The organism is Streptomyces sp. CC0208 (assembly GCF_003443735.1).
Classification (GTDB): Bacteria; Actinomycetota; Actinomycetes; order Streptomycetales; family Streptomycetaceae; genus Streptomyces; species Streptomyces sviceus.
On the sequence record NZ_CP031969.1, the window covers coordinates 6572079 to 6585797 of the forward strand.

Sequence of the window (13719 nt, forward strand, 5' to 3'; positions counted from 1 at the left end):
TCCTTCTCGGTCCTACGCCTTGCGCAGGCGGAACGTCAGCGACAGGCCCTCGTCGGTGAACGGGGTGCCGTAGGTGTCGTCCGCCTGGCCCTGGGCGAAGTCCGTCGCCAGGACCTCGTCGGCGATCAGAGCCGCGTGTTCGGACAGGGCCGCGAGGACCGCCGGGTCCGTGGAGGTCCATCGCAGCGCGATGCGGTCGGCCACGTCGAGGCCGCTGTTCTTGCGGGCCTCCTGGATCAGGCGGATCGCGTCACGGGCCAGGCCCGCTCGGCGCAGCTCCTCCGTGATCTCCAGGTCCAGGGCCACCGTCGCACCGGAGTCGGACGCCACCGACCAGCCCTCGCGCGGGGTCTCCGTGATGATCACCTCGTCGGGGGCGAGCGTGATCGTCTCGCCGTCGACCTCCACCGACGCCGTGCCCTCGCGCAGGGCGAGGGAGAGCGCGGCCGCGTCGGCGTGCGCGACGGCCTTGGCCACGTCCTGGACGCGCTTGCCGAACCGCTTGCCCAGGGCGCGGAAGTTGGCCTTCGCCGTGGTGTCGACCAGGCTGCCGCCGACCTCGCTCAGGGAGGCGAGCGCGGTCACGTTCAGCTCGTCCGTGATCTGTGCGTGCAGTTCGCGGTCGAGGGCGTCGAAGCCGGTCGCGGCGATGAGCGCCCGGGACAGCGGCTGACGGGTCTTCACGCCCGACTCCGCGCGCGTGGCACGGCCCAGCTCGACGAGCCGGCGCACCAGCACCATCTGCTTCGACAGCTCCGGGTCGATGGCGGAGAGGTCCGCCTCCGGCCAGGAGGCCAGGTGCACCGACTCCGGGGCGCCCGGGGTGACCGGCACGACCAGGTCCTGCCAGACCCGCTCGGTGATGAACGGGGTCAGCGGGGCCATCAGCTGGGTGACCGTCTCGACGACCTCGTGCAGCGTGCGCAGCGCGGCCTTGTCGCCCTGCCAGAAGCGGCGCCGGGACCGGCGTACGTACCAATTGGACAGATCGTCGACGAACGCCGACAGGAGCTTGCCGGCGCGCTGGGTGTCGTACGACTCCAGGGACTGGGTCACCTGGTCGGTCAGGGCGTGCAGTTCGGACAGCAGCCAGCGGTCCAGGACCGGGCGGTCGGCCGGGGCCGGGTCCGCCTCGCTGGGCGCCCAGCCGGACGTACGCGCGTACAGGGCCTGGAAGGCGACCGTGTTCCAGTAGGTGAGGAGGGTCTTCCTCACCACCTCCTGGATGGTGCCGTGGCCCACGCGGCGGGCCGCCCACGGGGAACCGCCGGCCGCCATGAACCAGCGCACCGCGTCCGCGCCGTGGCGGTCCATCAGCGGGATCGGCTCCAGGGTGTTGCCCAGGTGCTTGGACATCTTGCGGCCGTCCTCGGCGAGGATGTGGCCGAGGCAGACGACGTTCTCGTACGACGACTTGTCGAAGACCAGGGTGCCGACGGCCATCAGCGTGTAGAACCAGCCGCGCGTCTGGTCGATGGCCTCGGAGATGAACTGCGCCGGGTAGCGGGACTCGAACAGTTCCTTGTTCTTGTACGGGTAGCCCCACTGCGCGAACGGCATCGAACCCGAGTCGTACCAGGCGTCGATGACCTCCGGCACGCGCGTGGCCGTCTTCTGGCACTGCGGGCACGCGAAGGTGACGTCGTCGATGAACGGGCGGTGCGGGTCCAGTTCGGAGTGGTCCGTGCCGGTCAGCTCGGTGAGCTCCGCGCGGGAGCCGACGACGGTGAGGTGGTCGTCCTCGCAGCGCCAGATCGGCAGCGGGGTGCCCCAGTAGCGGTTGCGGGACAGCGCCCAGTCGATGTTGTTCTGGAGCCAGTCGCCGAAGCGGCCGTGCTTGACCGTCTCCGGGAACCAGTTGGTGTTCTCGTTCTCCTGGAGGAGGCGGTCCTTGACGGCGGTGGTGCGGATGTACCAGGACGGCTGCGCGTAGTAGAGGAGCGCGGTGTGGCAGCGCCAGCAGTGCGGGTAGCTGTGCTCGTACGGGATGTGCCGGAAGAGGAGGCCGCGCTGCTGGAGGTCCTCGGTGAGCTGTTCGTCCGCCTTCTTGAAGAAGACGCCGCCTACGAGGGGGACGTCCTCCTCGAAGGTGCCGTCGGGGCGGACCGGGTTCACCACGGGCAGGCCGTAGGCGCGGCAGACCTTGAGGTCGTCCTCACCGAAGGCGGGGGACTGGTGGACCAGGCCCGTACCGTCCTCGGTCGTGACGTATTCGGCGTTGACGACGTAATGCGCCGGTTCCGGGAACTCCACGAGCTCGAACGGACGTTGATAGGTCCAGCGCTCCATCTCGGCGCCGGTGAAGGACTCGCCGGTGGTCTCCCAGCCCTCGCCGAGGGCCTTGGCGAGCAGCGGCTCGGCGACGACGAGCTTCTCCTCGCCGTCGGTCGCGACGACGTAGGTGACCTCGGGGTGCGCGGCGACCGCCGTGTTGGACACCAGGGTCCAGGGGGTCGTCGTCCACACCACGAGCGCAGCCTCACCGGCGAGCGGACCGGAGGTGAGCGGGAAACGGACGTACACGGACGGGTCCACGACCGTCTCGTAGCCCTGCGCCAGTTCGTGGTCGGACAGGCCGGTGCCGCAGCGCGGACACCAGGGGGCGACGCGGTGGTCCTGGACCAGCAGGCCCTTGTCGAAGATGGTCTTCAGCGACCACCAGACGGACTCGATGTACTCCGGGTCCATCGTGCGGTACGGGTCCTGGAGGTCGGTCCAGTAGCCCATGCGGGTCGTGAGCGCCTCGAAGGCGTCGGTGTGGCGGGTCACGGACTCGCGGCACTTGGCGTTGAACTCGGCGATGCCGTACGCCTCGATGTCCTTCTTGCCGCTGAAGCCGAGCTCCTTCTCGACCGCCAGCTCCACCGGGAGGCCATGGCAGTCCCAGCCGGCCTTGCGGGCCACGTGGTAGCCGCGCATGGTGCGGAAGCGGGGGAAGACGTCCTTGAAGACGCGGGCCTCGATGTGGTGGGCGCCCGGCATGCCGTTGGCGGTGGGCGGGCCCTCGTAGAACACCCACTCGGGGCGGCCCTCGGACTGCTCCAGGGTCTTGGCGAAGATCTTCTGCTCGCGCCAGAAGTCGAGCACCGCGTGCTCGAGCGCGGGCAGGTCGACCTGGGCGGGCACCTGGCGGTACTGCGTCATCAGTCTTCCTCCGGCGGATGTGCTGCCTTCCGTCCGGAGGGACGAGAGCCGTGTCTTTCCGTACGCCGGTTTCGGCGCGCTCCCGCGGTACCACCCTCCTTGGCCCGCCGACGCCTGGTGTGTGTCGGTGAGCCCCCTCATTGGGGTCGCGATGCCGGGTCTAACGGCCCTCATGGGCTTTCTTCCGGCGGCTCCGGGGTGATCTTCGCGTCGCGCTCGCCCCCGGGCTTCCACCGTCCCCGGGTCGCTCTGGGCTGCGTACGCCGCTACTCGTCCCCATCCACGCTTTTCGCTCCGCCCAGTGTACGGCGCCCCGAGGACAGTGGCCGACCGCTTTTTCCGGGGCCGGGCGGAGAGGCTGCCGCAGGGCGTCGAGTGGCCCGAATGGAGCGGCGCCGGTGTTCGGATTCCGGGACGGGCGGTTGTGCGGATTACCCGGCGGGGAGCTGGGCACAACGCATGCATGCTTCCCGCCCCGCGCGCGTGGGGCGGGCGAATCGGGCGGCGTGCCCCGTTGCCGCGGGACTCAAGTCGATTTATCGTCCCAGCACGATTCGCGAGCAAGATCACAATATGTGAAGGGGCCGCGGCATGGTGGCGAAGAAGACCGCCGTACAGCAGTCGGCGTCGGGCCGTTCCAGCCATGCCCGTGCCTCCGGTGGCGGGGCCAAGGACGCGGGTGGGAAGAAGAGTGTGCGCGGGGTGGCGTCCGAGGCCGCGTCGTCCGGCAAGGGCGCGGCGGCCAAGGCCGTGAAGGCGGTCGGATCGGCGGCGAAGAGTGTCGCGAAGAAGGCCACGGCGGCCTCCCGGGGGGCCGCGCAGGAGGATCTCCCGGCCGGGAGACCGGCGACCGAGCCGCCGGTCGGCGGGAGGGCGTCGGCCACGAAGGGCGTCGGCAAGGCCTCGGTCACGAAGAAGGCGTCGGCGACGAAGAAGGCGTCGGTCACGAAGAAGGCTGCGGGTAGGAAGAAGGCGGTCACGTCCAAGTCCGCGGCCACGGGGAAGGCGGCCACGGGGAAGGCGGTCGCCGAGGAGGCGGCCAGGGAAGCCGGAGCCAGTGGGAAGGCGGTTGCCGGGAAGTCTGGGGTTGCCGAGAAGGCGTCGGCCACGAAGAAGTCCGCGGTCGCCAAGAAGGCGGTCACGTCCAAGTCCGCGGCCAGGGAGAAGGCGGTCACGGGGGAGGCGGTCGCCGAGGGAGCGGTCAGGGAAGCCGGAGCCGGTGAGAAGGCGGTTGCCGGGAAGTCTGGGGTTGCCGAGAAGGCGTCGGCCACGAAGAAGTCCGCGGTCGCCAAGAAGGCGGCCACGGAGAAGGCGGTCGCGGGGAAGGCGGTCGCCGAGGAGGCCGTCACGGGGGGCGGAGGGACTGGGAAGGCGTCGGTCACGAAGAAGAAGGCGGTCGTGAAGAAGACCGCCGCGAAGAGCACGGCGGCGCCGAAGAGCGCGGTCAGGAAGACAGCCGCGCCGAAGGGCGCGGCCAAGGGCACGGCCGCGACCAAGGCCGCGGGGAGGAAGACGGCCGCGAAGGACACCGCGGTCGAGGAGACGGCCGCCACGGAGGCCGGGGTCCCGCAGGGGGCCGCCGGGCAGGGCACCTCCGGGAAGACGGCGGCCAGGAAGAGCACGGCCAACAAGGCGGGCGCGGCCGAGGCCGCGAAGCAGACGGGAGCCACGACGGTGGTTGCGAAGAAGACCCCTGGCACGGCCACAGCGGCGAAGACAGCCCTACCCAACGCGCGTGTCGCCGCGGTGGAGCCCGGCGAACTGGCGGTGCGCCCGGGTGAGGATCCGTGGACGCCCGAAGAGGTCGAGGAGGCCCGCGCGGAACTGACGGCCGAGGCTCTGCGGCTGCGTACCGAGATCTCCACGTCCGAGGAGTCCCTGGTGGGGCTCATGCGGGACTCCGGGGACGGCGCCGGCGACGACCAGGCCGACACCGGGACAAAGAACATCACGCGCGAGAGCGAGATGGCCCTCGCGGCCAACGCGCGCGAGATGCTCCTCCAGACCGAGCGCGCCCTGGGGCGTCTCGACGCCGGCACCTACGGCCTGTGCGAGAACTGCGGCAACCCCATCGGCAAGGCCCGCATGCAGGCTTTCCCGCGCGCGACCCTGTGCGTGGAGTGCAAGCAGAAGCAGGAACGCCGGTACTGAGGGTCCTTGGAGGCGTGTCGTACCCTCGTCCTCAGTCAGGTACCTAGGTCGAGGGACTCACGTGGCAGAGGCGGAGCGCATCATCGGTACGCCGGATACCCCAGAGGCGGCGGGGACCGAGCCGGAGCAGGACCAGACGGCGCGGCCCAGGGGCAAGCGCCGTATCGCCGTGCTGTTCACGGTGGCCGCCTTCGCGTACGCCCTCGACCTGGTCAGCAAGATGATCGTGGTCGCCAGGCTGGAGCACCACGAGCCGATCGAGATCATCGGGGACTGGCTGAAGCTCGAGGCGATCCGCAACGCGGGCGCGGCCTTCGGCTTCGGCGAGGCGTTCACCGTGATCTTCACGGTGATCGCGGCCGCGGTGATCGTGGTCATCGCCCGGCTCGCCCGCAAGCTCCACAGTCTGCCCTGGGCGATCGCGCTCGGGCTGCTGCTCGGCGGGGCGCTCGGCAACCTCACCGACCGGCTCTTCCGCTCGCCCGGCGTCTTCGAGGGCGCGGTCGTCGACTTCATCGCGCCCAAGCACTTCGCCGTCTTCAACCTCGCCGACTCGGCGATCGTGTGCGGCGGCATCCTGATCGTGCTGCTGTCCTTCAAGGGCCTCGACCCGGACGGCACCGTCCACAAGGACTGAGCGCGCGGTCGGGGCTGTCTCACCCGTCCGGCATACTCGACGGGTGAGCACCATTCCCGAGATCCGTACCCTGCCCGTGCCCGACGGCCTGGAGGGCGAGCGCGTCGACGCTGCCATCTCCCGCATGTTCGGCTTCTCCCGGACCAAGGCGGCCGAGCTCGCCGCCTCGGGGAAGGTCACGGTCGACGGGTCGGTGGTCGGGAAGTCCGAGCGGGTGCACGGCGGGGCCTGGCTGGAGGTCGAGATGCCACAGGCGGCCGCGCCGGTGCAGATCGTCGCCGAGCCGGTCGAGGGCATGGAGATCGTCCATGACGACGACGACGTGGTCGTGATCGTCAAGCCGGTCGGTGTGGCCGCGCACCCGTCGCCCGGCTGGACCGGGACGACCGTGATCGGTGGGCTCGCCGCCGCCGGGTACCGCATCTCCACCTCCGGTGCCGCCGAGCGCCAGGGCATCGTGCACCGGCTCGACGTGGGCACCTCGGGGCTGATGGTCGTGGCCAAGTCGGAGCGGGCCTACACCTCGCTCAAGCGGCAGTTCAAGGAGCGCACGGTCGACAAGCGGTACCACACGCTCGTCCAGGGCCACCCTGACCCGACCAGCGGCACCATCGACGCGCCCATCGGCCGGCACCCTCAGCACGACTACAAGTGGGCCGTCACCGCCGAGGGCAAGCCGTCCGTCACGCACTACGACCTCATCGAGGCGTTCCGCGCGGCCTCCCTGCTCGACGTGAAGCTGGAGACCGGGCGCACCCACCAGATCCGCGTCCACATGGCGGCCCACCGCCACCCGTGCGTCGGCGACCTGACGTACGGCGCCGACCCGACGCTCGCCAAGCGGCTCCGGCTGACCCGGCAGTGGCTGCACGCCGTGCGGCTGGGCTTCGAGCACCCCGGGGACGGGGAGTGGGTGGAGTTCGCGAGCGACTATCCGGAGGACCTTCAGCAGGCCCTGGACCTGGTGCGTGAGGAGACCTACGGGTGAGCACGCTCGCGTACGCGGTGCGGGTCGCCGAGGACCCCGCCGACCGTGAGGCCTGCTTCGCGGTGCGCAAAGAGGTCTTCGTCGGCGAGCAGGGCGTGCCCGAGGACATCGAGTACGACGCCTACGACGCCGTGGCGGTGCATGTGCTGGCCGTGCGGGAGGACGGGGTGCCGCTCGGGACCGGGCGGCTGCTGTTCGGTGACGCGGCGGCCGGGAAGACCGGCGGTGACCCGTCGGTGGGGTCGCTGGGGCGGCTCGCCGTGACCCGGGAGGCGCGCGGGCTCGGGGTGGGGGCCGCGCTCGTGCGGGCCGTCGAGGAGGCGGCACGCGCGCGGGGGCTGACGGCGGTGGACCTGCACGCCCAGACGCAGGCGCTGGGGTTCTACGAGCGACTGGGGTACGTGGCGTACGGGCCGGAGTTCCCGGACGCGGGGATGCCGCACCGGGCCATGCGGCGGGTTCTCTGACGGTCGGCGGGAGCGGCGGTCGGGAGGGTTCGGGCGTTTTGCGGGCAGACTGAAGTGAACATTGGTTCGTCGATCTGCCCGGAGCTCTGACCGTGGATCAGTTGGCCCTGTTGTTCGTGTTGTTGCTGGGGGCTCTGATCAGTGTCCCGGTGGGGGACCGTTTCGGGTTGCCGGCGCCGGTGCTGATGACCCTGCTCGGCATAGTGCTCGCGGTGCTGGACTTCGTACCGAATGTCGACATCCCGCCGGACCTGATCCTGCCCATTCTGTTGCCGCCCCTGCTCTACGCGGCGGTGCGGCGCACGTCCTGGCGTCAGTTCGCAGCCAACAAGCGGCCGATCTTCCTGCTCGCCGTCGCGCTGGTGTTCGTGACGACCCTGTGTGTCGCCGCCGTCGCCCACGCGATCGTGCCGGGGCTGCCGATCGCCGCCGCCGTCGCGCTCGGCGCGCTGGTCGCGCCGCCCGACCCGGTCGCCGCGACCGCCGTCGCGGGCCAACTCGGACTGCCCCGCCGACTGGTGTCCATCCTGGAGGGCGAGGGCCTGTTCAACGACGTGACGGCGATCGTGCTCTATCACGTGGCCGTCGCCGCGGCCGTCAGTGGCTCGTTCCAGGCCGGGGAGGCCGTCTTCGAGCTGGTGCTCTCCGCCGTGGTCGCCGTCGTCGTGGGGCTCGTGCTGGGCTGGGGCGCCAACAAGCTGATGGATCTGCTGGGTGACGCGACCCTCCAGATCGGGCTGACGGTGCTCGTGCCGTACGCCTCCTACGTGCTTGCCGAGGAGCTCCACGGCTCCGGTGTGCTCGCCGTGCTGACCACCGCCCTGTTCCTCGCCGAGCACGGCACCGACGCCGACGACGTGATGACCCGGCTGGCCGGGCACACCTTCTGGGACATCGTCGACACGCTCGTCACCGGCGTGGCCTTCGGGCTGATCGGTCTCGAACTGCACAACGCGATCAGGACCGCGTCCGGCCGCTGGGGCGAGATGCTCGGCTGGGCCGCGGCGATCGTGGCCGTGGTCGTGCTCGTACGGCTGGCGTGGCTGATGCCGGCCACCTGGCTCACCAAGCGGATGCACGCCAAGCGGGACTACAGCGAGGAGATCCCGACCAGCTGGCGCGAGACCGTCATCATGTGGTGGTCCGGGATGCGGGGCGTGGCGTCGGTGGCGCTGGCGTTGGCCATTCCGCTGGAGACCGAGTCGGGGGCGGGCTTTCCCGACCGGGACGAGATCGTCTTCATCGCGTTCGGGGTGATCATGGCCACGCTGGTGCTCCAGGGGCTGACCCTGCCGTGGCTGGTGAAGCGGCTGGGGGTACAGGCCGACACCGAGCGGGAGAAGGAGTTCGAGAAGGCCCTCGCCGTCCGGGCGGCCAAGGCGGCCAAGCGGCGGCTGCGGGAGATCGAGGCCGTGGAGGAGCTGCCGGAGGAGCTTGCCGAGCAGATGCAGCGGCGGGCGTTCGAGATCGGCGTGCGGATCCATCCCGAGACGGGGGACGAGGAGCGGCGCGAGGCACGGCGGCGGCTCAAGCGGGTGCGGCGCATCCACGGGGAGATGCTGAGCGCCGCGCGGCACGAGGTGCTGGCGGCGCGGAGCGAACCGGGGGCCGACCCCGAGGTGGTGGACCGGGTGCTGCGGCACCTGGACGTCCGCAGTCTGCGGTGAGCGCGCGGAAACCGGGGTGAACCCGCCGAGGGTGTGTTTGTAGGCTGCGGTTATGGCTCGCAACGTGGTAATCAGCGGTGGCGGTACGGGAATCGGGCTCGCGGCGGCACAGGTGTTCGCCGCGGAAGGGGACCGGGTGCTGCTGCTCGGGCGGCGCGCCGAGGTGCTGGAGAAGGCCGGGGTGCCCGGGGCGCTGACGTACGCCGCCGATCTCTCCGACGTCGATCAGGTGCGCGGGGTCGTCGGGTTCGTGGGACGTGAACTCGGGGCGGTGGATGTGCTGATCCACAGCGCCGGGGGCACCGGGCAGCTTGAACCGCCCGCTGACAGTACCGATCCGCTGGAGGCCGTCGCCCACAACTGGACCGTGAACTTCAGGCTCAATCTGCTGACCGCGGCGCTGCTCACCGAGGGGCTGAAGGACCGGCTCGCCTCGCCGGGCGGGCGGGTCCTGTTCGTCAGCTCCATCGCCGCGTACCGGGGGTCCGGGAGCGGGGCGTACGGGGCGGCGAAGGCGGGGCTGCATCCGTACGCCTACGACCTGGCTCGCGACTTGGGGCCGCGGGGGATCACCGCGAACGTGGTGGCGCCGGGGTACATCGAGGACACGGAGTTCTTTGGCGCGGCTATCGATCCTGCTCGGCGGGAACGGCTCATCGGGGACACGTCCAACGGGCGGGCGGGGACGCCGGGTGATGTCGCCGCCACGCTGCACTGGCTGGCGTCGCCCGGGGCCGGGCATGTGACGTCGCAGATCGTGCAGGTCAATGGCGGGGCTGAGCGCGGGAGGTGACGGGGGGATGCCGGCCGTCGACGGGCCGTGGGCGGGTGCGGGTCCGTCGTGGCTGGTGGCGCAGTTCCCCGCGCCCCTGGGTGGGTGTGGTCATGGGGTGCCGGGACGGGCCCTTTGTCGTGCGGCGCCATGGCGTGCGGCGCCGTGGTGGGACTGAGGCGTGGTGTCGGGACGGGTCGGCGGGTGCGGGTCCGTCGTGGCTGGTCGCGCAGTTCCCCGCGCCCCTGGGTGGGTGCGGCCACGCGGCGCCACGACGGACCCCCTGCCGTGCGGCGCCACGACGGACGCCCTGCCGTGCGGGTGACAGGGCGGGCCGCCGTGCGACGACCCACGGCCGGGTCAGCCGCGGCCCGTTCGAGGGGGCTCGTGGGGTCCGCCGACGGTCACGCCTTCGGAGTTGTGGCCGTTGCGTCGGTCGCCGTTCCGGTGGAACCCAGGCGCCAGCGTGGCGTCCGCCGTGTTGACCCGTGGCAGGGCGTACGGGTGGTGGTCGGTGAGCCAGCTGAGCATCTGTTCGCGGACCGTGACCCGTACCGTCCAGATGTCGTCGGCGTCCTTCGCGGTCACCAGGGCACGCACCTGCATGGTGTTCGGAGTGGTGTCGGTGACGGCGAGGCCGTAGTCGCGCCCGTCCCAGGCGGGGCACTCGCGCAGGATGTCCCGCAGCCGCTCACGCATCAGCTCCACCGGGGCCGTGTGATCGACGTGCCAGTACACGATGCCGGTCATCTGCGGGGTGCCGCGCGACCAGTTCTCGAACGGCTTCGAGGTGAAGTACGACACCGGCATGGTGATCCGGCGCTCGTCCCAGGTCCGTACCGTCAGGAAGGTCAGCGTGATCTCCTCGACGGTGCCCCACTCGCCGTCCACCACCACGGTGTCGCCGATGCGCACCATGTCGCCGAAGGCGATCTGCAGCCCGGCGAACATGTTGCTGAGCGTCGACTGGGCGGCCACACCGGCGACGATGCCGAGGATTCCGGCCGAGGCCAGCAGTGAGGCACCGGCCGCGCGCATCGCCGGGAACGTCAGCAGCATCGCGGCCACCGCCATCACGCCGACGACCGCGGCGACCACCCTTGTGATCAGCGTCACCTGGGTGCGCACCCGGCGGACCCGGGCAGCGTCGTGGTGGGCGCGGGCATAGCGGGTGTACGTCGTCTCCACTACGGCGGCGGCGATCCGGATCACCAGCCAGGCGGTCGCCCCGATGAGGATCAGGGTCAGCGCCTGCCCGATACCGGCACTGTGCCGCTGTGCCAGCCGCGCCTCGTCGTACGCCCCTCTCAGCATCGCCGCGCACAGCACGAGCATGTAGGGGATGCGGCCACGGCGCAGCAGACCCCACAGCGGGGTCTCGCTGTGGCGGTCGTCGGCCTTGCGCAACAACAGGTCGGTGGCCCAGCCGATCACGAGAGTGAGCAGCACTGAGCCGCCGACCACGATCAGTGGGCGGAGTACGTTCTCCATGACCCCGAACCTAACCGGACTGGAGAATCATGAACATGTGACTTCTGCCCCGAAGTGGGTACGGCCCCCGCCCTGCCCGCGCGACGGCACTGTCGGTGCAGGCTGGCACCATGGCCTCATGAACATCATGCTCTTTCACTCGACCTACGGCCTCAGGCCCGCCGTCCGTCAGGCCGCCGACCGGCTGCGGGAGGCCGGGCACGAGGTGTGGACGCCGGACCTCTTCGAGGGGCGCACGTTCGAGACGGTCGAGGAGGGCATGGCCTTCAACGAGGAGATCGGCAAGGACGAACTGCTGAAGCGGGCCGTCCTGGCCGCCGCGCCCTACTCCGAGCGCGGTCTCGTCTACGCCGGCTTCTCCCTCGGGGCCTCGATCGCGCAGACCCTCGCCCTCGGCGACGAGAAGGCCCGCGGCCTGCTGCTCCTGCACGGCACGTCCGACATCGCGCCGAACGTGACCGCGGACGAGTTGCCGGTCCAGCTGCACGTGGCCGAGCCCGACCCCTTCGAGACCGACGACTGGCTGAGCGCCTGGTATCTCCAGATGGTCCGCACCGGCGCCGACGTCGAGATCTACCGGTACGCCGGGGCCGGTCACCTCTACACCGACCCCGGCCTGCCGGACTACGACGAGGAGGCCGCCGAGGCCACCTGGCGGGTGGCCCTCGGCTTCCTCGACAGCCTCTAGAGCGGCTCTAGACCGGCGTGTACGTCCGCTCGACCTTCTGCGTGCCGGTCCGCGTGCGGTACGAACGCGCCCAGGACGAGGTCGCGTTCGCCTTCGTCTTGTCGGACAGCACGTAGTAGTCCATCTGCGCCCGGTCGGCGGTGATGTCCAGGACGCCGTAGCCGTGGCGGTCGGTGTCGACCCAGTGGACGTGCCGGTTGGCGACCTGGATGACCGGCGCCGCGAGCGCGGTGACCGTGCCCTCGGGGACCTTCAGGATGTCGTCGAGGTTGTCCGAGCTCACCGAGGTGACGACGAACTCCGTGGCGGCCGAGGCCGACAGCGGATAGGTACCGGCGTCCACCGGCACGTCGTTGGCCCACGCCATGTGGATGTCCCCGGTCAGGAAGACGGTGTTGCGGATGGCGTTGGAGCGCAGGTGGGCGAGGAGTTCACGGCGGTCGTCCGTGTAGCCGTCCCACTGGTCGGTGTTGAGGGCGAGGCCCTCCTTCGGCAGGCCCAGCAGCTCGGCGAGCGGCCTGAGCAGGTCGGCGGAGAGCGAGCCGATCGCGAACGGCGAGATCATCACGGAGTTGCCGACCAACCGCCAGGTCGTGTCGGAGGACTTCAGCCCCGCCTTGAGCCAGTCCAGTTGGGCCCGGCCCGTGATCGTGCGGTCCGGGTCGTCGACCGAGCCGTTGCCCACGGCGGCCTGCTGGGAGCGGAAGGACCGCAGGTCGAGCAGTGAGAGGTCGGCGAGCTTGCCGAAACGCAGCCGGCGGTAGGTGGTGCCCGCGAGCGCCGGGCGGACCGGCATCCACTCGAAGTAGGCCTGCTTGGCGGCGGCCTGACGGGCCGACCAGGCGCCCTCCGCGCCCTCGGTGTGGTTCTCGGCGCCCCCCGACCAGGCGTCGTTGGCGAACTCGTGGTCGTCCCAGATCGCGACCACCGGGGCGACCGTGTGCAGGGCCTGGAGGTCCGGGTCGGTCTTGTACTTGCCGTGCCGGATCCGGTAGTCGGCGAGGGTGAGTATCTCGTGGGTCGGCGCGTGCTGCCGTACGACGGTGTCGCGGGTGCCGTAGTCGCCGGTGCCGTACTCGTAGATGTAGTCGCCCAGGTGCAGCCAGGCGTCCAGGTCGCCGCGGGCCGCGAGGTGGCGGTACGACGAGAAGTAGCCGGCCTCCCAGTTGGCGCAGGAGACCACGCCGAAGCGGAGGTTCGTGACGGCCGCGTCCGCCGCCGGCGCGGTGCGGGTGCGCGCCGCCGGGGAGTCGGTGCCGCCCGCCGAGAACCGGAACCAGTAGTCGGTCGCGGGCGCGAGGCCGCGCACGTCCGCCTTGACCGTGTGGTCGGAGGCGGCGGTCGCGGTGACGGAACCCTTGGCGACGACGCTCGTGAAGGCCTTGTCCCTGGCGACTACCCAGCCGACCTCGGTGTCCGGGCCGAGCCCGGAACCGGGCACCGCCTCGGCGGTCGGGGTCACCCGGGTCCACAGCAGGATGCCGTCCGGGAGCGGGTCGCCGGAGGCAACGCCGTGCAGGAAGGCGGGGGCCTCGACCGCGCCGGCCGGCCATGCGGCGGCGAGGGGGGCGGCCAGGACAGCAGTGGCCGCCGCGGCCTTGACGACCGTACGGCGGCGTGGGGACAGGGAGTTGCTGTCGGCTGATCTCTGTCTACTAGTCACGGCCGATCAGGTTACTGATCGGTATGAACGAGAGCGGGCGAACTCATGAAA

The 13719-nt window shown here is 71.0% G+C and carries 10 protein-coding genes; 7 read left to right on the top strand and 3 right to left on the bottom strand.

All coding sequences use genetic code 11. From position 1 onward, the window contains the following. Positions 1-12 precede the first annotated feature (12 nt). On the bottom strand, positions 13-3144 hold the full coding sequence (ileS, locus tag D1369_RS30210) for an isoleucine--tRNA ligase (protein ID WP_118082711.1): 3132 nt from the start codon (positions 3142-3144) through the stop codon (positions 13-15). Between the two features lie 591 nt (positions 3145-3735). On the opposite strand from ileS, the gene D1369_RS30220 reads away from it, so the two are divergent. The 6 genes from D1369_RS30220 (at position 3736) to D1369_RS30245 (ending at position 9847) form a co-directional block, all read left to right on the top strand. Continuing rightward, positions 3736-5295, top strand: coding sequence for a TraR/DksA C4-type zinc finger protein (locus tag D1369_RS30220; protein ID WP_082319382.1), 1560 nt, complete (start codon positions 3736-3738; stop codon positions 5293-5295). Positions 5296-5356: 61 nt separating this feature from the next. Continuing rightward, entirely contained in the window at positions 5357-5932 is a 576-nt protein-coding gene (lspA, locus tag D1369_RS30225; protein ID WP_007381407.1) for a signal peptidase II, read from the top strand. Positions 5933-5975: 43 nt separating this feature from the next. Beyond that, complete coding sequence (locus D1369_RS30230; protein WP_007381406.1) at positions 5976-6920, top strand: RluA family pseudouridine synthase; 945 nt, start codon at positions 5976-5978, stop codon at positions 6918-6920. Then, positions 6917-7387 carry a GNAT family N-acetyltransferase gene (locus D1369_RS30235; RefSeq protein WP_007381405.1) on the top strand — a complete coding sequence of 157 codons (471 nt, stop codon included), beginning with the start codon at positions 6917-6919 and terminating at the stop codon, positions 7385-7387. The genes D1369_RS30230 and D1369_RS30235 overlap by 4 nt, the downstream gene beginning before the upstream one ends. Before the next feature lie 92 nt (positions 7388-7479). Continuing rightward, on the top strand, positions 7480-9054 hold the full coding sequence (locus D1369_RS30240; RefSeq protein WP_037899670.1) for a Na+/H+ antiporter: 1575 nt from the start codon (positions 7480-7482) through the stop codon (positions 9052-9054). Between the two features lie 52 nt (positions 9055-9106). Continuing rightward, positions 9107-9847 (top strand): SDR family oxidoreductase, encoded by a 741-nt coding sequence (locus tag D1369_RS30245; protein ID WP_007381403.1) that lies wholly within the window; start codon positions 9107-9109, stop codon positions 9845-9847. Between the two features lie 339 nt (positions 9848-10186). Here the strand turns inward: D1369_RS30245 and D1369_RS30250 are convergent, their stop codons facing one another. Next, positions 10187-11317, bottom strand: a complete 1131-nt coding sequence (locus tag D1369_RS30250; RefSeq protein WP_007381402.1) for a mechanosensitive ion channel domain-containing protein — start codon at positions 11315-11317, stop codon at positions 10187-10189. Between the two features lie 118 nt (positions 11318-11435). Between D1369_RS30250 and D1369_RS30255 the strand changes: the two genes are divergently transcribed. Then, entirely contained in the window at positions 11436-12005 is a 570-nt protein-coding gene (locus D1369_RS30255; RefSeq protein WP_007381401.1) for a dienelactone hydrolase family protein, read from the top strand. Positions 12006-12012: 7 nt separating this feature from the next. Here the strand turns inward: D1369_RS30255 and D1369_RS30260 are convergent, their stop codons facing one another. After that, positions 12013-13668, bottom strand: coding sequence for an alkaline phosphatase D family protein (locus D1369_RS30260; RefSeq protein WP_007381400.1), 1656 nt, complete (start codon positions 13666-13668; stop codon positions 12013-12015). Between the last annotated feature and the right edge of the window lie 51 nt (positions 13669-13719).